Source organism: Ensifer sp. Root954 (genome assembly GCF_001429005.1).
GTDB lineage: Bacteria > Pseudomonadota > Alphaproteobacteria > Rhizobiales > Rhizobiaceae > Ensifer > Ensifer adhaerens.
The window spans coordinates 218,075-242,322 of the sequence record NZ_LMJM01000052.1 but is presented as its reverse complement, the minus strand read 5'-3'; the positions used below and the strand labels follow the sequence as shown (position 1 = coordinate 242,322).

Annotated in this window: 19 protein-coding genes and 1 tRNA gene; 15 read left to right on the top strand and 5 right to left on the bottom strand. The window is 63.4% G+C overall.

Features of this window, described 5'->3' with window-relative positions:
• Positions 1 to 9 precede the first annotated feature (9 nt).
• The 4 genes from kdpB to ASE71_RS31680 all read left to right on the top strand — a co-directional run bounded on the left by kdpB (position 10) and on the right by ASE71_RS31680 (position 6,167).
• Complete coding sequence (gene kdpB / locus ASE71_RS31695; protein WP_060522355.1) at positions 10 to 2,127, top strand: potassium-transporting ATPase subunit KdpB; 2,118 nt, start codon at positions 10 to 12, stop codon at positions 2,125 to 2,127.
• Between the two features lie 2 nt (positions 2,128 to 2,129).
• Positions 2,130 to 2,699 (top strand): potassium-transporting ATPase subunit KdpC, encoded by a 570-nt coding sequence (kdpC, locus tag ASE71_RS31690; protein ID WP_060522354.1) that lies wholly within the window; start codon positions 2,130 to 2,132, stop codon positions 2,697 to 2,699.
• Positions 2,700 to 2,781: 82 nt separating this feature from the next.
• The gene (locus ASE71_RS31685; RefSeq protein ID WP_060522353.1) at positions 2,782 to 5,478 is read left to right on the top strand and encodes a sensor histidine kinase; all 2,697 of its coding nucleotides are present in this window, start codon (positions 2,782 to 2,784) and stop codon (positions 5,476 to 5,478) included.
• Positions 5,475 to 6,167, top strand: a complete 693-nt coding sequence (locus tag ASE71_RS31680; protein WP_060522352.1) for a response regulator — start codon at positions 5,475 to 5,477, stop codon at positions 6,165 to 6,167. Before ASE71_RS31685 ends, ASE71_RS31680 begins: the two co-directional genes overlap by 4 nt.
• A gap of 21 nt (positions 6,168 to 6,188) precedes the next feature.
• Here ASE71_RS31680 and ASE71_RS31675 read toward each other — a convergent pair whose 3' ends face one another.
• On the bottom strand, positions 6,189 to 7,403 hold the full coding sequence (locus ASE71_RS31675; protein ID WP_051659371.1) for an alpha/beta hydrolase: 1,215 nt from the start codon (positions 7,401 to 7,403) through the stop codon (positions 6,189 to 6,191).
• Positions 7,404 to 7,651: 248 nt separating this feature from the next.
• Positions 7,652 to 8,824: a class C beta-lactamase gene (ampC, locus tag ASE71_RS31670; protein WP_060522351.1), complete on the bottom strand. Its 1,173-nt coding sequence runs from the start codon at positions 8,822 to 8,824 to the stop codon at positions 7,652 to 7,654.
• Between the two features lie 543 nt (positions 8,825 to 9,367).
• Here ampC and ASE71_RS31665 point away from each other — a divergent pair.
• The 6 genes from ASE71_RS31665 to ASE71_RS31640 all read left to right on the top strand — a co-directional run bounded on the left by ASE71_RS31665 (position 9,368) and on the right by ASE71_RS31640 (position 14,823).
• Complete coding sequence (locus ASE71_RS31665) at positions 9,368 to 9,619, top strand: glycine zipper 2TM domain-containing protein (RefSeq protein WP_034797201.1); 252 nt, start codon at positions 9,368 to 9,370, stop codon at positions 9,617 to 9,619.
• A 17-nt stretch (positions 9,620 to 9,636) separates the two neighbouring features.
• A complete protein-coding gene (locus tag ASE71_RS31660; protein WP_034797198.1) occupies positions 9,637 to 9,987 on the top strand; it encodes an EF-hand domain-containing protein in 351 nt (116 codons plus the stop codon).
• Between the two features lie 396 nt (positions 9,988 to 10,383).
• Positions 10,384 to 11,742, top strand: a complete 1,359-nt coding sequence (locus tag ASE71_RS31655) for a DUF3300 domain-containing protein (RefSeq protein WP_051659370.1) — start codon at positions 10,384 to 10,386, stop codon at positions 11,740 to 11,742.
• A gap of 20 nt (positions 11,743 to 11,762) precedes the next feature.
• Entirely contained in the window at positions 11,763 to 12,719 is a 957-nt protein-coding gene (locus tag ASE71_RS31650; RefSeq protein WP_034797196.1) for a DUF2950 domain-containing protein, read from the top strand.
• A 5-nt stretch (positions 12,720 to 12,724) separates the two neighbouring features.
• Positions 12,725 to 13,957 carry a hypothetical protein gene (locus ASE71_RS31645; protein WP_034797195.1) on the top strand — a complete coding sequence of 411 codons (1,233 nt, stop codon included), beginning with the start codon at positions 12,725 to 12,727 and terminating at the stop codon, positions 13,955 to 13,957.
• A 194-nt stretch (positions 13,958 to 14,151) separates the two neighbouring features.
• The gene (locus ASE71_RS31640) at positions 14,152 to 14,823 is read left to right on the top strand and encodes a VOC family protein (protein ID WP_060522350.1); all 672 of its coding nucleotides are present in this window, start codon (positions 14,152 to 14,154) and stop codon (positions 14,821 to 14,823) included.
• A gap of 80 nt (positions 14,824 to 14,903) precedes the next feature.
• On the opposite strand, the gene ASE71_RS31635 is transcribed toward ASE71_RS31640, so the two are convergent.
• Both ASE71_RS31635 and ASE71_RS31630 read right to left on the bottom strand, forming a co-directional pair.
• Positions 14,904 to 14,979: transfer RNA gene (locus ASE71_RS31635), tRNA-Thr, on the bottom strand.
• Positions 14,980 to 15,055: 76 nt separating this feature from the next.
• Positions 15,056 to 16,066, bottom strand: coding sequence for an NAD(P)H-dependent flavin oxidoreductase (locus ASE71_RS31630; protein WP_034797180.1), 1,011 nt, complete (start codon positions 16,064 to 16,066; stop codon positions 15,056 to 15,058).
• A gap of 341 nt (positions 16,067 to 16,407) precedes the next feature.
• On the opposite strand from ASE71_RS31630, the gene ASE71_RS31625 reads away from it, so the two are divergent.
• Positions 16,408 to 17,634, top strand: coding sequence for a hypothetical protein (locus ASE71_RS31625; RefSeq protein WP_060522349.1), 1,227 nt, complete (start codon positions 16,408 to 16,410; stop codon positions 17,632 to 17,634).
• Between the two features lie 85 nt (positions 17,635 to 17,719).
• Here ASE71_RS31625 and ppk2 read toward each other — a convergent pair whose 3' ends face one another.
• Positions 17,720 to 18,616 carry a polyphosphate kinase 2 gene (gene ppk2, locus ASE71_RS31620; protein WP_034797604.1) on the bottom strand — a complete coding sequence of 299 codons (897 nt, stop codon included), beginning with the start codon at positions 18,614 to 18,616 and terminating at the stop codon, positions 17,720 to 17,722.
• 232 nt (positions 18,617 to 18,848) lie between these two features.
• Between ppk2 and phoR the strand changes: the two genes are divergently transcribed.
• From phoR to pstA, 4 genes are all read left to right on the top strand, one after another.
• Positions 18,849 to 20,114, top strand: a complete 1,266-nt coding sequence (gene phoR, locus ASE71_RS31615) for a phosphate regulon sensor histidine kinase PhoR (RefSeq protein WP_034797603.1) — start codon at positions 18,849 to 18,851, stop codon at positions 20,112 to 20,114.
• Positions 20,115 to 20,309: 195 nt separating this feature from the next.
• Positions 20,310 to 21,344: a substrate-binding domain-containing protein gene (locus ASE71_RS31610; protein WP_060522348.1), complete on the top strand. Its 1,035-nt coding sequence runs from the start codon at positions 20,310 to 20,312 to the stop codon at positions 21,342 to 21,344.
• Between the two features lie 94 nt (positions 21,345 to 21,438).
• Entirely contained in the window at positions 21,439 to 22,923 is a 1,485-nt protein-coding gene (pstC, locus tag ASE71_RS31605; RefSeq protein WP_034797175.1) for a phosphate ABC transporter permease subunit PstC, read from the top strand.
• Positions 22,920 to 24,242, top strand: coding sequence for a phosphate ABC transporter permease PstA (gene pstA / locus ASE71_RS31600; protein WP_034797174.1), 1,323 nt, complete (start codon positions 22,920 to 22,922; stop codon positions 24,240 to 24,242). Before pstC ends, pstA begins: the two co-directional genes overlap by 4 nt.
• Positions 24,243 to 24,248 lie beyond the last annotated feature (6 nt).

Below are 24,248 nucleotides of genomic sequence, written 5' to 3'. Positions count from 1 at the left end.
ATTCGACACATGTCTTCCAAACCTATCGCACCCAGTCTTCTGGACCCGGCGATCCTGCTGCCGGCGATCAAGGCGGCGTTCATCAAGCTCGACCCGCGCCAGCTCGTGCGCAATCCGGTGATCTTCGTCACCGAAGTGGTCGCAGCCGTGGTCACCGGTCTCTTCGTGCGCGACATCGCCACCGGCACAGGCAGCCCGCTGTTCTCCGGCCAGATCGCCGCCTGGCTGTGGTTCACGGTGCTTTTTGCCACCTTTGCCGAAGCCGTCGCCGAAGGCCGCGGCAAGGCCCAGGCCGACAGCCTGCGCCGCACCAAGTCCGAACTGACGGCACGCAAGCTCGTTGCCGACGAAGGCCGCGAGACCCAGACGATCCCGGCGACATCGCTGAAGGTCGGCGACCTCGTGCTGGTCGAGGCCGGCGAACTGATCCCCGGCGATGGCGAAGTCGTCGAGGGTGTCGCCTCTGTCAACGAGAGCGCCATCACCGGTGAATCGGCGCCCGTCATCCGTGAATCCGGTGGCGACCGCTCGGCTGTCACAGGCGGCACGCAGGTGCTGTCCGACTGGATCAAGATCCGCATCGGCGTGGCACCCGGCGACACTTTCGTCGACCGCATGATCGCGCTGATCGAGGGCGCGCAGCGCCAGAAGACCCCGAACGAGATCGCCCTGTCGATCCTGCTTTCGGGCCTGACGCTGATCTTCCTGGTGGCCGTCGTCACGCTCTGGGGGCTCGCCGGATATTCCGGTACCGTGCTCTCGGTCACCGTGCTCGCAGCCCTGCTCGTCACCCTGATTCCGACCACGATCGGTGGCCTGCTTTCAGCCATCGGCATCGCCGGCATGGACCGTCTGGTGCGCTTCAATGTCATCGCCACCTCCGGCCGCGCTGTCGAGGCTGCTGGCGACGTCGATACGCTGCTGCTCGACAAGACAGGCACCATCACCTTCGGCAACCGCATGGCGGCCGACTTCATGCCGGTGCCCGGCGTCACCGAGGCCGAGCTTGCCGATGCCGCACTGCTTGCAAGCCTTGCCGACGAAACGCCTGAGGGCCGCTCGATCGCGGCGCTTGCCACCGGGGAATTTGGCCGCCAGACGCCAGATGTGTCGCTGCCCGCGTCCGACAAGGGCGAGGTCCTGACGCTCGCCGTCGGCGGCGGCGCAAGCCGGGCCGGCGCGACCCCGATCGACGCGGTCATTCCCTTCGCTGCGGAAACGAGGCTTTCGGGCGTGGACTTCGGCGGCCGCCGGCTGCGCAAGGGCGCCGTCGACTCGGTCCTGAAGTTCACCGGTATCCGCGACGAGAACGTGCCGAACGAGTTTCGCCGCGCCGTCGACCAGGTGGCCCGCACCGGCGGCACGCCGCTCGCCGTTGCCGATGGTCCGCGCCTGCTCGGCGTCATCCATCTGAAGGATGTGGTGAAGCCCGGCATAAAGGAGCGCTTCGCCGCTCTTCGTGCCATGGGCATCCGCACGGTGATGGTCACCGGCGACAACCCGGTGACCGCTGCCGCCATCGCGTCCGAAGCCGGCGTCGACGACTTCCTTGCCGAAGCGACCCCGGAGGACAAGCTTGGCTATATCCGCAAGGAGCAGCAGGGCGGCCGCCTGATCGCCATGTGCGGCGACGGCACCAACGACGCGCCGGCACTCGCCCAGGCCGATGTCGGCGTCGCCATGCAGACGGGGACCCAGGCCGCCCGCGAGGCCGCCAACATGGTGGACCTCGATTCCAGTCCGACGAAGCTCATCGAGATCGTCGAGATCGGCAAGCAGCTGCTGATGACCCGCGGGTCGCTGACGACGTTTTCGATCGCCAACGACGTGGCCAAGTACTTCGCCATCATCCCGGCGCTGTTCATCACCACCTATCCGGCCCTTGCCGCGCTCAACGTCATGGGCCTCGCCTCGCCGCAATCGGCGATCCTCTCGGCGGTGATCTTTAACGCGCTCATCATCGTCGCCTTGATCCCGCTGGCGCTGAAGGGCGTCAAGTACCGGCCCGTCGGTGCGGCAGCCCTTCTGCGTCGCAACTTGGCTGTCTACGGCCTCGGCGGCATTGTCCTGCCGTTTGCCGGCATCAAGCTCGTCGACCTTGCCGTCAACGCACTCAATCTGGTGTAACCATGCTGAACCAACTTCGCCCCGCCATCGTCATGATCGTGCTCCTGACTGCGATCACCGGCCTTGCCTATCCCTTTGCCATCACCGGCGCGTCGCAGGTGCTGATGCCCGCGCAGGCAAATGGCAGCCTGATCGAAAAGGACGGTACCCTCATCGGTTCCGCCCTCATCGGCCAGAACTTCACATCCGACAAATACTTCTGGCCGCGGCCCTCCGCGACCGGTCCGGACGCCTATAACGCGGGGGCTTCGAGCGGCTCCAACCTCGGGACCACCTCGGTCAAGCTCAGGGATCGTGTCGCGGCCGATGTCGAGCGCCTGAAAGCTGCCGGCCTTGCGGGAGAAATTCCTGCGGACGCGGCAACCATGTCAGGCTCCGGGCTCGACCCGCATATCACGCCGGCCTTCGCCGAAGCCCAGGTCGCCCGCGTCGCCAAGGCGCGGGGCTTGAGCCAAGCGGATGTTGCCGCCCTGGTCGCCAAGGCGACGGAGGATCGGCTGTTCGGGGTCGTAGGCGAGCCGCGCGTCAATGTGCTAGAACTCAACCTGGCCCTTGATGCGCCTCGAACCTAGAGCGGAATGAGGAAAAGTGCTTGCGGTTTTCCGCCCGCATCCCGCTCTAAGCTATTAGAATCGATCACGCCTGAGACAATGCATGCCCGACAGTGAACGCGACGCCAAAGGTCGCCCGGACCCAGACGCACTGCTGGCGCTTGCCGCGCAGGACCGCCGGGGAAAAATGACCGTATTCCTCGGCGCCGCTCCCGGCGTCGGCAAGACCTATGCGATGTTGTCGCGGGCCCGCCGGCTGAAGGATGACGGTGTCGATATCGTCGTCGGGCTGGTCGAGACACACGGGCGCAGCGAGACCGCTGCGCTCATTGACGGATTGGAGATACTGCCGCGCCGCGATGTGAACCATCGCGGCCGAATGCTTTCCGAGTTCGACCTGGATGCGGCCCTCGCGCGGCGTCCCCGGATCATCGTCGTCGACGAACTGGCCCACAGCAATCCGGCCGAAAGCCGGCACCCCAAGCGCTATCAGGATGTTGAGGAACTGATCGCCGCCGGCATCGATGTCTGGACGGCGCTCAACATCCAGCATCTCGAAAGCCTCTCGGATATCGTCGCCCAGATCACCGGTGTACCCGTGCGCGAACGGGTGCCGGATACCGTATTGAAGCGCGCTGACGACGTACTGCTTGTGGATCTGTCGCCGGCCGAGCTGATCGAGCGGCTGAAGGAGGGCAAGGTTTATCTGCCCGACAGCGCGCAGCGCGCCGTCGACCGCTTCTTCCGCCTTGGTAACCTGACGGCACTGCGCGAACTGGCGCTCAGGCGGACAGCCGACCGGGTCGACGACCAGATGGTCGACTATCTCAAGCAGAACGCCATCGAAGGCATCTGGGCGAGCGGCGAGCGGCTGCTCGTCTGCATTGGTTCGGACCCGTTGTCCGAAAAGGTCGTGCGCACGGCAAGCCGGCTCGCCGAAGGATTGAATGCCCCCTGGATCGTCGTCTTCATCGAGCGCGCCGACCGCGAGAGCGGCGACGGCGAAGACGTGCGCCGGCTCGACGAAACCTTCCGTCTTGCCGAGCAGCTCGGCGCCGAGACGCGCCGTATTATCGGCAACGACTTCGTCGAGGAAATCCTGAAGCTCGCGCGCCGGGAACACGCGACGCAGATCGTCATCGGCGCGCGCCGCCAGCCGTTCCCGATGCGGCTGTTTCGCCAGTCGCTTCCCGACGCCTTGGCCGAGCGCGTGTCCGGCATCGGCATTCACCTTGTGACCGATCGCGAGACGGTGCCCGTCAAACGGCGAACGAAGATGAAACGGACGCTGCCGCCGGGAAGTGGGCGCGCGATCGGCATCGCCGCCGGATCGGTGGTCGTCTCGACCGCCGTCGGCCTGCTGCTTGGCCGTTTCGTCGTCCTGCCCAACATCTCGTTGCTTTATCTGCTCGCAGTGCTGGCCTCGGCGACCTATGCCGGTCACATCGCGGCAATCGCGGCAGCACTTTTTTCGGTGCTCGCCTATAACTTCTTTTTCATCAAACCGACCGGCACCTTCACCATCGCCGAGCCGCACGAGGTTTTTGCGCTCGTCGTCTTCCTCGCTGCCGCAGCCCTCGCCGGCAGCCTGGCGTCGCGGGTACGGGAGCAGGCAAAGACCGCCCGCCAGCGCGCCGCCGCGACTCAGGCGCTCTATGACTTTTCGCGCAAACTTTCAGGCACCGCCAAGGCCGACGACGTGCTCTGGGCGGCGGTGACGCAGATGCAGTCGACGCTGAAACGCAGTTCAGCGCTGCTTCTGCCTGAGGACGGAGACCTGCAGCTGAAAGCCGCCTGGCCGCCGGACACCGAGCTCGACCTCACCGACATCATGGCGGCGCGTTGGGCGATGGACAAACGCGAGCCGGCCGGCAACGGCACGGGAACCCTGCCGAACAGCCCTTTCCATTTCCGGCCGCTGACGAGCCCGCACGGCGTCGTCGGCGTCTGCGGCTTCGTCCAGGCCGACAAGCCACTGGAGATCAACGAGGAGCGGGCGCTGGCAGCGATCCTCGACCAGACGGCGATCGCCGTCGACCGCGCCCGCCTGTCACGCGAAAGCCTCGACCAGGCCGCAAAGCTCGAGGGCGAGCGCTTCCGCGCTGCCCTTCTGTCATCCATTTCGCACGATCTGAGAACCCCGCTTGCGACCATCACCGGTGCCGTCACCAGCTTGCGCCAGCTCGGTGATCGCATGCCGCCGGAAAGCCGCGACGACTTGTTGCAGTCGATCGAGGAGGAGGGCGGTCGGCTGACGCGCTTTGTCGCCAACCTGCTCGACATGACCCGCATCGAGGCCGGCACCGTCAACGCCAAGCGCGATTGGGTCGATGTCGCCGACGTGGTGCGGGCGGCGGTCGATCGCGCTCGCAAATATTTTCCCGAGCGCGAGATCGAAACCAGCATCGCCCCTGACTTGCCCCTGATGCGCGGCGACAGCGTGCTGCTTGGCCAGGTGCTTTTCAACCTGCTGGACAATGCCAACAAATATGGCGGCGAAGAGCCGATCAGCATCTATGCCCGTACCGACGGCAACGAGATCGTGCTGTCAGTGACCGACCTCGGCAAGGGTATTCCGCCGCGGGACCTCGAGCAGGTCTTCGAGAAATTCTTCCGCCGCGGCAAGGCGGACGGCCGTACGCCGGGAACGGGGCTGGGACTGTCGATCGCCAAGGGCTTTGTCGAGGCGATGGGCGGGCAGATCAAGGCGGAGAGCCCGGCGCTTCGCCGCCGCGGCACGCGCATTTCCATGCGCTTCCCCGCCGCCAAGGCTGAAATCTCCGAAAAGGACCGTGCATGAGCGTGGAGCGTATCCTCGTCGTCGACGACGAACCCCAGATCCAGCGTTTCCTGAAACCCGCGCTGAGTGCTGCCGGCTATGACGTTCGTGAGGCGATGACCGGCGCCGAGGCGCTGAAGGCGGCGGCGACGATGGCGCCGGATGTCGTCATCCTCGATCTCGGCCTGCCCGATATGGATGGCAAGGAGGTCATCGCCAACCTGCGCGGCTGGTCGCAGGTGCCGATCATCATCCTGTCGGCCCGCGACCGGGAAAGCGAAAAGATCGCAGCACTCGATCTCGGCGCCGACGACTACATCGAAAAGCCCTTCGGTATCGGCGAACTGACGGCCCGCATCCGTGCGGCCCTTCGCCACCGGGTGCAGATGGAAGGCGGCCAGACGCAGCTTTCCGCCGATGGCGTTTCGATCGACACGATCAAGCGGGTGGTGACGAAGGACGGCGAGCCCGTCCGGCTGACGCCAAAGGAATACGACCTCCTGGTGATGCTGGCGCATCACGCCGGCCGTGTCGTCACCCACAAGACGCTGCTTACCTCGGTCTGGGGCGTCGCGCACGGCGAAGACCTGCATTATCTGCGCGTCTTCATCGGCCAGCTGCGCGGCAAGATCGAGCACGATCCGGCCGATCCGCAGATCATCCGTACGGAGCCGGGCGTCGGCTATCGCTTCGTCGGCGACGAGGGCTGACGGCAGGCTGCCGCCAAGCCCTTACTTTATCTTCACCGGCGTCGGCATGTCGGTTGCGAGCGTGTCTCCGACGACCACCTTCTTCTTCTTCGCCGGCTGCGGGTTTTCGAGGATCGACACAGGCGCCGAGACCGTCACGGCCGCGACGTTGCCGACGTTTCTCGCCGTGCCGGCAACGACCGCGGCAATGCCGGTTCCAACCGAGATATCGGAATCTGTGAGCGTCTGCCCCGTGGCGAGCCGCGTGCCGATGAGCTGGACGATCTCGGGGCTTTCCGCAAACTTTCCGTGGTGCAGGCCGTCCTCAGACTTGACCTTTGTCAGATCGATGGCGGTGATGCCGGCCCTTTCAAGCTGAGTGCGATAAGGCTCTGCCGACGGGTCGATTGCGCCAAGGCGTGAAACGTCGCCCGAGATGAAGCTCGAAAGCGCCAAGGCGCGGTCGTCCTGCGAAACGAAGATGGTGAACTTCGGCCGTTTCTTGCCCATCTCGACAAACTGCTTGGCGAAGACATCGAGATCGATATCGGGCGAGGCGAGGATGACGTTCTCGATCTTGGACGGCACGTTGCCGTCGCGGATGCCCATCTGCCGGAGCGATTCCATCGTCAGCCAGGTACCCATGGAATGGGCGAGGATGGTTATGCTTTTGACCTTCGGCGCGTCGGATAGCTTTTTCAGAATGTCTTCGAGCGCCGTGCGCGAATAGTTCGTGCTTTCCTTGTCGTAGTTGTAGTCGAACACGTTGGCGCGCGAAGGCCAGGTGAAGAGAACCGGCGTTGCCTGGACCTCCGAGTCATGCACGATCTGCGCCAGCCGGTAGACCGAATCCTCGTAGCGATTGTTGAAGCCGTGCACGAAGACGAAGGCATTGCCGCCGACATCGTGCTGCAGGAACCAGGACTTGGCTTCATCGAGCGACTTGAGCTCGTTCACCCGCGTGACGGCGAATTCCTTGGCCGGATCCGGCGGCAGCTTGCGCGGCCATTGCACCGTGCCCGACTTGCGCGCCGTTTCCGGCGGGATCGAAACCGCGACGTCGGTAAGGAAGGTATTGGCGTCGCGCTCGCCGGAAAAGAGCGTTGCCGGATCGCCGGAGGGTTCGCGCGTGGTTGCGACAAGCATGTCGACGGTGGATGCGCCCGGGACCGGAGTGGTGAGTGCGACGGGCGCCATCACACCCTTGGCATGGCCGCCGCAGCCGGCAAGCAGCGTCAGCGCCGCAAGCACGAACATTGTCCGCCCCCTGCCTGCGCCTCCCCGATGTAACGAACCCTGAACTCCCACCCATTCGAACATCGGCATCCCCACATACGCCTGAACTCGACTGCATCTGATCGCGCTTTCGCGAAATGCAGATGACAATACTCGGCGTCAATATGCAAGCAGGCGCTGATTGAAGATTCGCTACAGAGTTGTTGATGGATGTCGTTTCCCGTGTTGCGGGCTTGCCGCGACACGAAACCGACGCGGGCGATCTGCCGTTACTTCGCCGCCGCTTCCAGCGACTTCAGGATCGCGTGGGCAGCCTTGATCCTCTCGGGGTTCGGGTAGTTGCGGTTGGCAAGCAGCACGATGCCGATCTTCTTCTCCGGTACGAAGGCGACATAGCCGCCGAAGCCGTTGGTGGAGCCGGTCTTGTTGTAGAGCGTCGAGCCATCGGGGCGCTTCGGGGGATCCAATGCCTTGACCGGGTTGCTTTTCAGGGCCATGTCGCGCGAATTGCCGTCGAGCAGCCGCTCCAGCGAAACGGGGTAGGGGTATTGTTCCCAGCCCAACCCCTGCACCATCTTGCCGCTATCGAAATATCCGACATGGGTGCCTTCGACCGCCTTGCGGATCGCGCCGTCGAGAAGTTCAGGCTGGATGTTGGTTTCGACGAAGCGGATCATGTCTGCGGCCGACGACTTTACGCCATAGGCCTCCGCGTCGAACGTACCGGCAGTGACGCGAATTGGCTTGTCGGCCTTGCCGTAGCCCCAGGCGTAGCTGCCCATCTGGCTATCGGGAACGCGGACATAGCTGTGCTTCAGGCCGAGCTTGGGAAAGATCTCGCTTTCGAGAACCGCGCTGAAGCTGCCGCCCATCGCTAAAGCCGCGGTGTGGCCGAAGAGGCCGATGCTCGGGTTGGAATAGCGACGCGTCTTGCCGGGCTTGGCCTCCGGTTTCCATGTGCTGAAATAGCCGACCATGTCGGCGTCGCTCTTGACCGCATCGGGAAACTGCAACGGCAGCCCGCCAGCCGTATAGGTGGCAAGATGCAGGAGGGTCGCCTTGTCGATCGGCGTGCCCGCAAAGGCCGGGATGTACTTGCGGGGATGATCGTCGAAGGAGAGCTTGCCGGTGACCTGCGCATAGGACGCCAGTGTCGCGGCGAAGGCCTTGCTGATCGAGCCCAGTTCAAACAGCGTATTCTCGGTAACCGGTGCGTTCGTTTCCTTGGAAGCGACGCCGTAGTTCAGGAAGTAGTGCCGGCCTTCAACGGTGACGGCGACGGCCATGCCCGGCACCTTGTGTTCGCGCATGATGGGGCGGATCGCCTTGTCCACGGCAGCGGCAATCTGCGCCCGCTCGCCACCTTCGGCGAAGGCGCTGGACGCCAGGGTCGCAAGGATTGCAGTAGAAAGACCTAATTTAATTGTCGCCATTCTATCCATTCGATGTGTTCTCTCTCGATAGGTATGCTGTCGGTGGCGCGGCGTGGGAGGGCCGCCGGCCACGGTCGGAGATGCTGTGTCGGGTCCGAGCTGGCGCTTTGCCGGCCCATGTCCCGCCAGGCCACGGAGACCCTGCAAGAAGTGCCCAACAGGACGGCAAAGAGCTAGACCGCCCGGCCCGACGGCACAAATGACGATATTTCGAGGGAGACCCTAGAAAATCTAAGGTGAGATGTCGCCGCGCGGGAGACGATTCCAGAGGCCGAAAGGGCGGCGGGGAGGGGCGCCGGCGCCGTGCGCTCTACAAAATCACGCTGTCCGTTGTCATCGGGGGTTCTCGGGCGTAGTATTCGCCGGCAGTTCAAGGCCCTGTTGTTGCTAGACTGCATGTCTAATATGTCTAATCCGCGAGCTGCTTCTGATCCAACAGAAGAGTCTCCCCCGATTCCGGGAGAATATTCGGAAGCTTATTTACATCCGACGCCACTCAATGGCGCCTCCGCCGATCTCTATTGCAATCAGACGGCCATATTGGAGGATAAGATGAGCAAGCAGACCATAACTATCGTTCTTGCCGGCGCCCTAGCCTTATCGGGGTGCCAATCGGCCTATATGTCCAAGAGCGGTTCGACCGGCAACGAATTCGGCTGCATTGCCGGAACCGTTGGTGGGGCCATTGTCGGCGGCCTGATCGGCTCGACCATTGGTTCAGGCACCGGTCAGCTATGGGCCGTTGGTGGTGGAGCGACACTCGGCGCTGCTGCCGGCAACGCGCTGACATGCCGCTATTATTGATCGAGGAACAGAGCAGAATGAAGAAAATCGTTCTTATGAGCGTGCTTGCGCTCGGCCAGATCACACCGGCGATCGCGCAGCAAGCTGCGACGATGAACCAGGGACAGATGAGCGCGCTCGACAGCGACAAGGACGGCGCGGTCGAGCGGTCCGAGTACGAGGCCTTCATGGCGGGCGCCTTCGACAATCTCGACAAGAACAAGGACGGAAATCTTACGTCCGACGAGACGAAGCAGGCGCTGAACGCTCAGCAGTTTGCCGCCACGGATACCAACAGCGACGGCAAGATCAGCCGGAACGAGTTTCTTGATCGGGTGATGGCGGATTTCAAGACCGCGGATCGAAGCGGCGACGGCAGCCTGAAATGATGCTTGGAGCCAATGCCGACCGCCCTTGATCCCGGTCGTTCGCGGCTGGCGGGCACGGGCTTCGGCCCGGCTCTCGCGCAAGCAAAGACGGCGTGCGCGCACGCACGTCCTCATTTTCCGGTTGCAATTGCCGGGCGTTCTGTTTCTCATGTCTAAAATTCACCGGCAGCTGGCCAGCTGGCTGCCGGTGCTCATACCGCTCTTCCTGATTGTCCCATTCGGCTTTCTGACAAGCGACCAGGTTCTCCACGCAAGCGTGCGGAAGGGGACGTCGATGACAGCGAATGGGAATTCTCGCGATTGCCCCGCCGGCCGCGTATGGCCGGCGCCGTGACGTCCAAGCCGGGGGATCTCCCGGGCTCGTTTGTTGATCGTTGTGCCTGGATAGGAGAGACCATGTTCGACCGACCTCGTTCTTTGCGTGCGCCAACGGTGGCGTTGCTTGCCTTGCTGACGGGTTCGTTTGCGGTGGGCACTGCGCTGGCGCAGGAGCAGGCCGCCGCCCAGGCGGCGACCGAAGAGGCGCCGCAACCGCTCAGCGAAGATGAGCTCGAGGTCCTCGTCGCGCGCATTGCGCTCTATCCCGACGAACTCGTCGCACTCGTGACCTCTGCCTCGCTCTACCCGCTGCAGATCGTCGAGGCCGAGCGCTTCCTCGAGGTTTCGCAGACCAAGAAGGACATGAAGCCGAAGGACAGCTGGGACGGCAGCATCGTCTCGCTGCTGAATTATCCTCAGATCGTCAAGATGATGAGCGACGACCTCGACTGGACCCAGTCGCTCAGCGACGCGCTCGCCTATCAGCAGAAGGACGTGCTCGTCGCCATCCAGCAATTGCGCGACAAGGCCGTCGCCGACGGCGTCATCAAGTCGGACGACAAGGTGGTGGTGAAGCAGGAAAACGACAACGTCGTGATCCAGGCCGCCAATCCGGAGAAAATCTACGTCCCCCAATACGAGCCGCAGATGCTCTATGATCCAGGCTATCAGCCGGCCCCGATCGCCTATTATCCCGAGCCCTATCCGAACTATTACTATCCGACGGCGACCTTCTTTGCCGGCGTGGTCACGGGTGCTGCCTTTGCCGCGGTCGTCGACTGGGACGACTGGGGCGTCTGGGGCGGGCGCTGGAACGGCGGCGATGTCGATATCGACTGCAACAATTGCTTCAACAACATCAACGGCAAGGTGAAATTCAACGACGTCGACTGGAAAAATGTCGACCGCAGCAAGATCAGCTTCGACAAGAACCAGTTCGCCAAGATCGATCGCACCTCCATGGAGCGGGACTTCAAGTCCGCGAAAGGCAACAACATCGCCAACCGGGCGAAGGTGGCCCGCACCAACGAGATCGGCGCGGCGGCAAATAGATCCGGTAGCCGGATCTCGGTCGACGATGTCCGCAAGAGCAAGGTCGAGGCGCGCCAGCGGGAAAATCTCGGGCGAACCAACGCAGCTCCTGGCGACCGCAAACCGGGCAACCAGGTCAAGCAGAGGCCTCAGGGCGACAAGATCGGCAATGCCAAGCCGGCGGCCCGGGCCGATCGCCAGGTCGCCAAGCCGAAGCCGGGCGGCAAGATCGATCGTGGCGGTGGCGGAAAACCATCCGCCCTTGGTCAGGTCCAGAGCGGACGGGTGACCAAGATGCAGTCGGACCGCGGCCGCCAGGCGCTTGGTGGCGGCCAGCGCGGCGGTGGCCAGCCGCACCGTGAGATCAGGCGTGGTGGTGGCGGCGGCGGCGGACGGCACCGGTAACTCAAGGGAGGAGAACGAAAATGACCAAGCGCGTACATAATCTGCTCCTGTCTTCCTTTGCAGCCGCCGTGCTCGCCAGCGGCTCGGCGACGGTCGCTTCTGCGCAGGATCCCGCGGCGCACACGCCGCTCTCCGACTATGCGGCCGCAAGCGATCCGCCGGCGTTCGACACACCGGAACAGGCAATCGATGCGTTCAAGGCCGCCGTTGGTTCGGGCGATTTCGACAAGCTCGCGAACCTGGTGGGGCTGGATGCGGCCAAGGCCAAGACCAGCGACGGGGTGATGGACGCCTACGCCGATATCCAGGCGGGCGTAAAGAAGAAGGTGGCCGTACAGGACGTCGAAAACCGAAAGGTACTGGAGATCGGCGAAGTGCTCTGGCCCTTCCCGTTCCCGATTGCCAAGGGCGACGACGGAAAATGGGCCTTCGACACCTATACCGGTCTCGAGGAGATCGCCAATCGCCTGGTCGGCCGCAACGAACTCGACACGATCGCGACGGTCCGCGCCTATGTCGAGGCGCAGGAGGAATATGCGCAGGAAGATCATGACGGCGACGGCGTGCTCGAATACGCGCAGAAGCTGATCAGCAGCGAGGGCAAGACCGACGGGCTCTACTGGCCCGCGGGCGAGGGCCAGCCACAGAGCCCTGCGGGTGAAGCGCTCGCCGATGGCGCAGTGCTTGCCAGGGCCCAGGCCGGCAAGGGCTATTTCGGCTATCGCTACCGCGTGCTGACGAGCCAGGGCGACAACATCGCCGGCGGCAAGTTCGACTACATCATCAACGGCAACATGATTGCGGGCTTCGCTCTGGTCGCCTGGCCGGTGAAATATGGCGCAACGGGCGTCCACACCTTCGTCGTCAACCGCAACGGCACCGTCTACCAGGCCGATCTGGGCGACAAGACCGAGAGCGTTGCTGAAGGGATCCGGCAGTTCAATCCCAACGACAACTGGCAGGTCGTGGAGGATTGAGCGCCATGAGCGGAGCGGACCCAGGCGCCAAGGCATCCGGCGGCGACGCGGCGGATGCCGCGCCGGCAGCTCGGCAGGGAAAGATCGCCGAGTACCTCGCGTCCCATGGCGGCCCGTTCTTCGAGCTGCAGGCAAGGCTGAAGCTGTTGCGTGCGAACGCGCTGCAGTCAGGAAAGCGGGCTTTGCTTTTCGTCGCGCTTGCCTGGGGCGTTCCCTTTCTGCTTGGCCTGCCCGACAGCCTGTCGCTCGACCATAGCCAGGGCGCCTATCTGACCGATCCGGGCGTGTGGGCAAAGTTCTTCGTCGCGATTGCCGCTTTTGTGCTGGCCGAACAGCAGGTCGAGCGGGGGCTTCGCATCAAGCTCGGACAGTTTTCGCGCGCGCCGCTCATCGCTCCGACCTCGATGCCATCAGCCGCGCGCGCGATTTCCAACGCGCTGAAACAACGCGATTCCGGGCTGGCGGAAACCGTCTGCCTGGCACTCGCCGCGGTCGCGGCGCTGCTTTCCTTCCTGAACTTCCATACGACAGACGTCTCGTTCTGGGCCGTCGAGCACTCGGCCGAGGGCAACAGGATTACCGCTGCCGGCTGGTGGTCGATCTGCGTCAGCCTACCGCTCTTCGTCTTCCTGTTCCTGCGCGGCGTATGGCGGCACCTCGTCTGGGCGCGACTTTTGCGCAAGATCGCTCAACTGGAGCTTCGCCTCGTCGCCGCCCATCCCGACGGCAAGGGTGGCCTCGGCTTTCTGTCGCAATATCCGAACGCCTACATGTTCTTCGTCTTCGGCATGAGCGCGGCGATCGCGGCAGCGGTCATGAAGCACCTGCTGCAGGAGACGCTGTCGATGACGACGTTCAGCATGATCATGAGCGGGTGGCTGGCGATCGTGATCGCCTTCTTCGCCTATCCGTTATCGGCCTTCTCCAAGCCGCTGGCACGGCTGAAGGAAACCGGGCTGCTGATGTTCGGCGTGCAGGCGACCCGCTTCCAGCGCGCAGCAGAGCGCAAGGTGCTCGGCCGCAACGTGGCAGCCGACGCGACCGAGGAACCCGACGACGACGTGGCCGACCCCGGCAAACTGTTCGACGCGACCAAGAAGCTTTCGACCATGCTCATCAGCCGCGACGCCGTCGTGCCGGTCGCCGCCGCCGCTCTCATTCCCTTCGCCGTCGCCGGCGCGACAAGGCTGCCTTACAAGGAAGTGTTTTCGGTGCTGAAGAAGCTGTTGCTGCTGTGACGCGCGTCGCTTCGTCGGGGAGGCCGTGCCCTGATCAGGCTCGGCCTGTCTGTTTGGGCTCGTTGTGGTGAGGTTCGAAACAGAAAATCCGGCTGTCCGTGGTCCAGGATAGGGAAGCGTCTTGACCTCAACTTAAGTTGAGGTCTTATGAACTTGTCCGATAGAGCCAATTGCCATGTGACGGATCGGACTTCATGCACATCTCCAGACTAATTCTGCCGGCATCGGACGTCGCCAAAAGTGCTGCCTTCTTTCGCGACGTCCTCGAACTGCCGACGGCCGGGAACTCCATCCAGGTGGGGCGGAGCGAAATTCAGCTGATCCCGGCGGCAGAGGGAGCGCCGCACGGCGTGCACCTGGCCTTCAACGTCCCCTTTGCGCGTTTTGATATGGCCGTCGCTTGGTTGGGGGGGCGGACATTGCTCCAAAAGGAGCCGGGTGGAGACGCGTGCTTTGCCCTTGAAGGAGATTGGCAATCAAGGTCGATCTACTTCGACGGCCCCGACAATGCCGTGCTCGAATTGATCGGCCGCCGCAGGCTGATCCATCCTGCGGACAAGCGACCGTTCAGCGGCGCTGACCTGTCCTGCCTGAGCGAGGTCGGCGTTCCCTCCGATGATGTCGAGGGCATGGTGGCCGAGGCGGCCTGGACGTTCGGTGTCGGAACGGTGGGGCCAGCCTCGTCCAGCTTTGCCGCGATCGGCAATGATGAAGGCATGCTGATTGCCGTCGACCCGAACCGGCCGTGGTTTCCGCAAAAGCGTCAACGACCGGGTGCCAATGGACTGGAGATTTGGGTGACCGACGTGAAGTCACCTGGAACCGTGTCTGATGCCAAGCACGGCTGGAAAGTCCGAGCGAGATAGGGCAATCTCGGCAATCGTTTGTCCGACGACAGAGTGGTACTTTCGCCGTTGGCGATCGTGCTTTTCTTTTCAAGGAGGAATGGTGCCGCTTACGTGACTCGAACACGTGACCCCATCATTACGAATGATGTGCTCTACCGACTGAGCTAAAGCGGCCCGGAGGCAGTTCCGCGGAAGCCCGCGGAACGAATGTGAGGCGCTGATAAACGCAAAGCGCCGAGATTTCAAGCCATCAGTTGCGAGAACTTGAAAATTCCTTGTTGGCTGTCGCTGCGGGTGCGGAGTGCAGGCCGAGGCGGGTGCGCGCTGCATCGTATTCGCGCTCGAGCCGGTCGACCATGCGGGCGACGGATGTCACTTCCTTGACCGCGCCGATGCCCTGGCCGCATCCCCAGATGTCCTTCCAGGCCTTGGCGCCGTCGGTCGCCGCGCCGAAGTCCATTTTCGACGGGTCGGCTTCGGGCAGATTGTCCGGATCCATGCCGGCGGCCGAGATCGAGGGCTTCAGGTAGTTGCCGTGGATGCCGGTGAAATAATTGGAGTAGACGATGTCTGCGGCGTTGCTGTCGACGATCATCTGCTTGTAGGCGTCGCTGGCGCGCGCCTCTTCCGTCGCGATGAAGGGCGAGCCGATATAGGCCATGTCGGCGCCCATCGCCTGGGCCGCCAGAATGGCCCCGCCGGTGGCGATCGCGCCCGAGAGAAGCAGCGGCCCGTCGAACCAGGAGCGGATTTCCTGGACAAGCGCAAACGGGGAAAGCGTGCCAGCATGGCCGCCGGCGCCGGCGGCCACCGCGATCAGGCCGTCGGCGCCCTTGCGGATCGCCGAATTGGCGTGACGGTTGTTGATGACGTCGTGAAGCACGATGCCGCCATAGGAATGGATGGCGGCATTAACCTCGGGCACGGCGCCGAGCGAGGAGATGACGACCGGCACCTTATATTTGATGCAGAGCATCAGGTCCTGCTCGAGCCGCGCATTGGATTTGTGCACGATCTGGTTGACGGCAAAGGGGGCGGCCCGCCGGCCGGGATTCTTGGCGTCGTGGTCGGCAAGCGTCTCGGTGATCTCGGCCAGCCATTCGTCGAGCTGCGATTGCGGGCGGGCGTTCAGCGCCGGGAAGGCGCCGATCACGCCAGCCTTGCACTGCGCGATCGTCAGCTTCGGGTTGGAGATGATGAACAGGGGGGCGCCGACAACCGGCAGTCTCGTCGTTCCGGAAAGAATTGGCGGAAGCGGCATCGGTTTCTCCATCCCTCGGTAAGGCGCGCCAGATTTTTGACGTTTGCGTAAACGTCAAAATAGATAGCAGCAAGTTTGCCGCTTGCAAAGGGCGGTTTGGCCGTGATGTCGCCGCCTCTTTTTCTCGCAGGCGCCGCGAAGCAAAGCGTTTTCCCCGGCCTTGGCCGGTCGCGCCCGTCGCCGGACTTGCGGATTCTGGCAGCAGCGGTTACGCAATTGTTAACAAAACCAACGGCGTGCCTCCAGATTTAACCCTTATGCCCTTGCGGTTGGATCGAGAGCGGTGGTCAACCGCGGCGCGCCGGCAGGTCCAAAGCCCTGCCTACACAGAAGGACTTGATGTGAGCGGACTTGAGACTGCAATCAGAAATGCCCTTGAGCGCTCCGATCGCGCCAATGCGGAAACGCGGGCGCGCATCTATCAATCTGCCCGTCAGGCGCTCGAAACCGGGTTGCAGAAACAGGGGATCGAGGACGGCAACGTCATCGCCCAGCAGCGCCATCGGCTCGAAGCCGTCATCCATGCGATCGAAACGGAAGAGAGAGCGGCACTGAGGACGCGACAACCGGCACCTCCGGTGGTCAGCCTCGATGATGCCGCGCGGGCGCGCGGGCCGGCACAGCCACGGGTCGAGCCGCAAGTCCGGTCACCGACGCAGGCCCAACCCCAACCTCAAGCCCAGACTCCGCCCCAGAGCCAGCCACAGGCCCCGGCGGCCGGTCGTCGGGAACCCGGTTTTGCCGGCGACGCGCCGCGCCAGGCGGCGAGCGATGGCGGTCTCGGTGGTCTGCGTGCCGATCGCGACGGTCCGGTGGTATCGACGCGTGCAGCCGCCGAGAGCACGGCGGATGCTGGCGAAGCTGCGAGCATCGCGCCCACGGTCCGCGGAGATACGCGCAAACGCCGGCGCAAGCGCAGCCGCTTTCTGTCCTTCACCATGGTCGTCGTCACGCTTGCCGCCGCAGCAGGGGCCGCGGCCTGGTGGGTGCAGACCAATGACCTGCTGAAATCTGCCGCCGAGCGCGACACGAATGTTGCCAATCCCCCGGCATCGGTCGCGTCGGAAGACTTCGATGGCGCGGCGGGATTGCGGACACTCGGCGCGCAGCAGGGCTTTACCGGCGATTGGGTCGAGGTCTTCACGCCCAAGGAAACCGGCGCGATCGCGCCCGGAGCGCAGGCAAAGGTCGAGCCGGTGGACGACGAAGGCGGGCGACGCGTGCAGCTGACATCGGCGGTCGCCGACGCGGAAGGGGATATCACCATCGAAATCCCGGCCTCGGTCCTGGCGGAACTCTCCGGCAAGACGTCGACGCTGGCGTTGACCGTGCAGGCCGAGCCCGGCAAGACCACGGAGTTCGCGGTCGAGTGCAATTTCTCCTCGCTCGGAGAATGCGGGCGCCATCGCTTCACCGTGCATGACGAGCGGCTCGACATGCTGTTCAAGATCACCTTCGACCGTAGCCTGGCGCCGAGCTCGCCGGGCCAGATCGTGATCAACAGCGATATCAGCGGTGAGGGCAAGAGCCTCAGCCTCTACGCCATCCGCGTCCTGCCGGGGCAATAAGGCCGGTCGCCAAGGCTTTCCGGGGTGGGGCAGCGGGAAAACCTGCCGGCCCCATCGGCGTCATCGGTTTTGACAGGGCCGGCGTCTATTTCAGGAAACCGGGGCCGGATCCGATGATCTTGTCATCGACCTCGCCGATCGCGCCCTTGTCCTTGCCCTCGTAATCGAGCGAGGAAAGGATGTGGCGGATCAGGTTGAGCCGGGCTCGCCGCTTGTCGTTGCCGCGTACCACCGTCCAGGGTGCATGGTCCGTGTGGGTCTCCTTCAGCATCTCGTCGCGCTTGGCGGTATAATCGTCCCATTTGTTGAGCGCCGCGATGTCCATCGGCGACAGCTTCCAGATCTTCAGTGGGTCGTGGCGGCGATCGTGGAAGCGTTTCAGCTGCATCTCGCGGCCGATGTTGATCCAGAATTTGAAGAACTGGATGCCCTCATGCACGATCATCTTCTCGAAGCGGGGAGCCTGCTTCAGGAACTGCTTATGCTCTTCGGGCGTGCAGAAGCCCATGACCGGTTCGACGCCGGCGCGGTTGTACCAGGAGCGGTCGAACAGCACGAATTCGCCGGCCGTCGGCATGGTCGCGACGTAGCGCTGGAAATACCATTGCCCGCGTTCGGTTTCGGTCGGTTTGGTCAGAGCGACGACACGCGCCCAGCGAGGGTTGAGGTTGTCCATAGTCGCATGGATCGCACCGCCCTTGCCGGCGGCGTCCCGGCCCTCGAACAACGCCATCATGCGCTTGCCGGTCTTCTGCTGCCAGAGCTGAACCTTGACCAGTTCGACCTGCAGCTTTTCCAGCGTTTCCAGATATTCGTCGTCGTCGAGCTTCTTCTTGTAGGGGTAGTCGTCGGAGGAAAATGCCGCGTCGTCGATCCACTTCGGCAACTCGGGATTGTCGATGTCGAAAACGCGACTCTTGCCGCCGATTTCGAGTTCCACCGCGCGGTTCTCCGCCTTGTCCGCCGTATCCGTCGCTGCCATCGGTTCGCCCTTTCGGCTTGGCGCACGGGCCCGAAAACCGGCTTCGATCATCGGAAGGATCATGCGCGTTTTCAAACTTTCGGGCCTGCGCCTGTCATCGGATAAACAAGGCGCTCGCGACCCGATTTCGTTGGAGGAGGCCATAATTGCGTTGCGGATTCAAGCCGGTCGTGAAAATCATGTCATGAAGGATCGCTATTCCTCGACCATTTTGGTCCGGGAGGAAAAGAAAGTGATTCATGAGGATGTCGAGGTGGACGGTTCGAAGGCGTTCTGGCGGAACCTGGTTCCGCGGCTGAAAGCAGAGCGCTGGCTGCTGGGGCTCACCGTGCTCCTGGCGATCCTTGCGACCGTCGCGGGTATTCATTTCCTCATTGTCCTGCCCTTCTGGATCGTTCTCGTCGCCGCGTTGCTCAACCGTAGCGCGCCAACCTCGGTTATTCTGAGCCCGGCCAAGGCGGTGGTCGCTGCCGGCCCGGCGAGCGATCCGCTGGTGCCCGCGCTGAACGCGCTCGACATGCCGGTTCTGGTGATTGCTGCCGACGAGACGGTGGTGTTCCAGAACATTGCAGCCGAGAAGGCCTTCGGGACCATTCCGCCAAACACCTATCTTGCCGCTCGGGTGCGTTCGCCCGGCATCCTCGACATGGTCCGCGAGACGATGGCGACCGGCAAGGCGAACCAGATCGAGCATAACGAGCAGTTGCCGTCCGACGCCGTCTATGTGGTGCGGGTCGCTCCGGCTGAAATTCCGGGCGACGGGCCGGTCAAGCGGATCTTCCTGCTGACCTATCGCGACATCTCTCAGGCGCGCCGTATCGACCGCATGCGCTCGGACTTCGTCGCCAATGCCAGCCACGAGCTGCGCACGCCGCTAGCCTCCTTGCGCGGCTTCATCGAGACGCTCCAGGGTCCGGCGCGCAACGATCTGAAGGCGCAGGAAAAGTTCTTCGGCATCATGCACGAGCAGGCGACGCGCATGAGCCGGCTTGTCGACGATCTGCTGTCGCTGTCGCGGCTGGAGTTGCGCTCGCATATCGCCCCCGATGACCCCGTCGATCTGGCGCCGCTGCTCGGGCATGTCCGCGACAGCCTGCTGCCGCTGGCGAAGGATCTGGATGTCACCGTCTCGCTCGTGGTGCCGGACAAGCCCGTGGTCGTCCGCGGCGAACGCGACGAACTCATCGAGGTCTTCGAGAACCTGATCGAGAATGCGTGCAAGTACGGCCAGGAAGGCAAGAAGGTGGACGTAATCCTGCATGGCGGCGAGGGAGGCGAGGCCGAAGTCGTCGTGAAGGACTATGGCCCGGGCATTCCGGCCGAGCATGTGCCGCGCATCACCGAGCGGTTTTACCGGGTCAATGTCGAGGCCAGCCGCTCGAAGAAGGGCACCGGCCTGGGCCTTGCCATCGCCAAGCACATTCTCACGCGGCATCGTGCCCGGCTCCTCATCCATTCAGAGGTCGGCAAAGGCACGACCTTTACGGTCCGCTTCTGACATATTGGCGCGGGAAAACCCGGGGGTGTTCATTTTTCATTAGTATTTTCAATGACATGAGCTGTCATAAATGTTTCGTCGAACTGACATAAAAGGTGTGGCCATCGGCAGCTAGTTAGGGGCAGCCGATAAGACGGCGAAGAGCGCTGCAACGCTTGGCGCACACCAACACAAGCCCATTCCGGGAGAACTTTTATGAAAGCTCTTAAACTCACTGTCGCGGCGCTGGTCGCTTCGGCCGCATTTGCCGGCGCAGCCGCCGCTCGCGATCAGGTTCAGGTCGCTGGCTCCTCGACCGTTCTTCCCTACGCCAAAATCGTCGCCGAGACGTTCGGCGAGACGTTCCCCGACTTCAAGACCCCGGTGGTCGAATCCGGCGGCTCCTCCGCTGGCCTGAAGGAATTCTGCAAGGGCGTCGGCCCTGATACCATCGACATCGCCAACTCCTCGCGCAAGATCAAGGACAGCGAAGTCGAGGCCTGCAAGGCCGCTGGCGTCACCGAAATCCAGGAAGTGAAGATCGGTTATGACGGCATCGTCTTTGCGACCGACGCCGGCAATGCCGACCTCGCCCTGAAGCCGGAAGACCTCTACAAGGCGCTCGCTGCTGAAGTCGTCGTCGACGGCAAGATCGTCGCCAACCCCTACAAGAAGTGGTCCGAAGTCAACGCCGCCCTGCCGGCCGTCGAAATCGCCGCTTATATCCCGGGCGAAAAGCACGGCACCCGCGAAGTCTTCGAAGAGAAGATCCTCGCTGCAGGCTGCAAGAACGCTGGCGCCGTTGACGTGATCAAGGCTGCCGTTGCCGATGAAAAGCAGCAGCACAGCAAGTGCGTCGCAGTCCGCAAGGACGGCCTGGCTGTCGACATCGACGGCGACTACACCGAAACGCTCGCCCGTATCACTGCCAACAAGAACGGCATCGGCGTGTTCGGCCTGTCGTTCTACGAAAACAACGCCGACAAGCTGAAGGTCGCGACCGTCAACGGCATCGTACCGTCGACCGAAACGATCGCTTCCGGCGAGTACCCGGTTTCCCGCCCGCTGTACTTCTACGTCAAGAAGGCACATCTCGGCGTTATTCCGGGCCTCAAGGAATATGTTGAGTTCTTCCTCGACGACCAGATGATCGGCCCGGAAAGCCCGCTCGCCGAATACGGCCTCGTTGCCGCTCCGGACGCTGAGCGCGAAGAAATCCGCAAGGCTTTCTCTGCCGGCAACATGCTCTGATAATGACAAGCCCCGGCGCGATGTCTTCGCGCCGGGGCATGCCTTCATTCGATTTGCCGGCACCCATGACGGGCGATGCCGGGGAGACGTGCGGATGAGTACTTCGCTCCTTCTTTTGCTCATTATTGTTATTGGTTTCATTGCTTATTTTGCAGGCCGCGCCCGTTCGCTGGCGCAGTCCGGCGGCAAGCTCTCCAACCTTCATTCTCTGCCGGGCTATCACGGTAGCTACGTCGCCATCTGGGCGATGCTTCCGGCCGCACTCGTTCTCGGCACCTGGCTGTTCGCCGCTCCCGTCTATATCGACGGAAGCACGCGCGCGGCCCTGCCGGATACCGTCCAGAGCCAGGGCCCTGCCGCCGTGCAGCTCGCGCTCGGTCAGGTCAAATCCGTTGCCGGTGGCCTTCTGCGCCTGAGCGGCGAAGAGCTCGCAGCCCTTGAGAGCGGCTCCGCCAATCTTCGCGCGACGCTCGCGTCCAAGGGCGTTGCCCTTGCTGGCGAAGGCGATCCCTACATGGTCACCGTCGCCAAGCACTTCAACGCGATGACCGCGACCAACCGCTGGCTGATGACGGTCGCCGTTCTGCTGATCGCGATTGCCGGCGGCGTCTACGCCATCCGCAACGTCGCGACCCGCTTCCGCGCCCGCAACCAGGTCGAGCGGGTCATTCTCGGCTCGCTGATCGTCGCGTCCTCCATCGCCATCCTGACGACGGTCGGCATCGTCGCCTCGATGCTGTCGGAAGCCGGACGCTTCTTCACCATGGTCTCGCCGTTCGAGTTCTTCTTCGGCACGGTCTGGGATCCGCGGTTTGCCGCTGCCGGCAGCGGCGGCGCTTCGGGCCAGTTCGGCCTCATCCCGCTTCTTGCCGGCACGCTCTACATCGCCTTCGTCGCCATGCTGTTTGCGGTGCCGATCGGCCTCTTCGCGGCGATCTACATGGCGGAATATGCAAGCCCGCGCCTGCGTTCGACCGCAAAGCCGCTGCTTGAAGTGCTCGCCGGCATCCCGACCATCGTCTACGGTTTCTTTGCGCTGGTGACCGTTGGCCCGTTCCTGCGTGACATCTCCGCCCAGATGAACGGTCTCATGACCGGCAACTACCAGAACTTCATCCAGGCACAAAGCGTTCTGACGGCGGGCATCGTCATGGGCATCATGCTGATCCCATTCGTGTCGTCGCTGTCGGACGACATCATCACCCAGGTGCCGCGGGCACTTCGTGACGGCTCGCTCGGCCTTGGCGCCACCCGCTCGGAGACGGTCAAGAAGGTGATCCTTCCGGCAGCCCTCCCGGGCATCGTCGGCGCGCTGCTGCTCACCGCCTCGCGCGCCGTCGGCGAGACCATGATCGTGGTGCTGGCAGCCGGTGTGGCGGCCCGCATGCAGATCAATCCCTTCGAGCCGATGACGACGGTGACCGTTAAGATCGTCAACCAGCTGACAGGTGACCTCGAGTTCACCTCGCCGCAGACGCTGGTGGCCTTCGCACTGGGCATCACGCTCTTCGTCATCACGCTCGGCCTCAACATTTACGCGCTCTACATCGTGCGCAAATACCGGGAACAGTACGAATGACCGACATCGCTTCCCCGACCGTCCGGATCTCCGCCCGTCCCGCATCCGCCAAGCGCGATATCGGCATCAAGCGTCGCTATGCTGCCGAACGCCGGTTCCGCTTCTACGGCATGGCCGCGATCAGCACCGGTCTCTTCTTCCTGGCATTGCTGCTGTGGACCGTCTTTTCCAACGGCTACACCGCATTCCAGCAGACGACGATTACGCTGCCGATCGAATTCACCGAAAAGGTCATCGACCCCAAAGGCGAACGCGCGACCGACGGCAAGGTGCTGATGACCGCCAACTATCCGCTGTTGGTGCGCGACGCGCTCGTCAAGCAGCTCGGCATCGACGCCACCAAGCGGCCGCAGGTCAAGCAGGCGACCGACATGGTTTCCGCGAGCTCCCGCACGCTATTGCGCGACATGGTCGCCGCCGACCCGTCGATCATCGGCAAGACGGTTCCTGTCACGCTGCTGGCCGAGGCCAACATCGACTCCGCCTTCAAGGGCCAGATCGATCTCTCGGTCGATGAGGGCAAGCGCAAGGTCAAGGACCAGCAGGTGACCTGGATGAACGAGCTGGCGAGCGCCGGCATCCTGAAGAAGAGCTTCAACACCGGCATCTTCACCTTCGGCGCCTCCAGTCGTCCCGAAGCGGCAGGCGTCGGCGTCGCTGCCCTCGGCTCGCTCTACATGATGCTGATCGTGCTGGTGCTGTCGCTTCCGATCGGCGTCGCCGCCTCGATCTACCTCGAGGAGTTTGCGCCGAAGAACCGGCTGACCGACCTGATCGAGGTCAACATCAACAACCTCGCGGCCGTTCCGTCGATCGTCTACGGCCTCCTGGGTCTCGCCGTCTTCATCAACTTCGCCGGCATGCCGCGCTCGGCAGCCGTCGTCGGCGGCTTCGTGCTGACGTTGATGACCCTGCCGACGATCATCATCGCCACCCGTGCGGCGTTGAAGGCGGTCCCGCCGTCGATCCGCTCGGCGGCCCTCGGTCTCGGTGCGTCGAAGATGCAGACCATCTTCCACCACGTGCTGCCGCTGGCGATGCCGGGCATCCTGACCGGCACCATCATCGGTCTTGCCCACGCGCTTGGTGAAACCGCGCCGCTGCTCCTGATCGGCATGGTCGCCTTCGTCGTCGATTTTCCCGGTTCGCCGATGGAACCGTCGACGGCACTGCCGGTGCAGATCTACATGTGGGCCAATGAGGCGGAGCGCGCCTTCGTCGAGCGCACCTCCGGCGCAATCATCATTCTTCTCATCTTCCTGGTCGTCATGAACCTTGGAGCCATTCTGTTGCGACGTCGCTTTGAGCGCCGCTGGTAGTGAGGT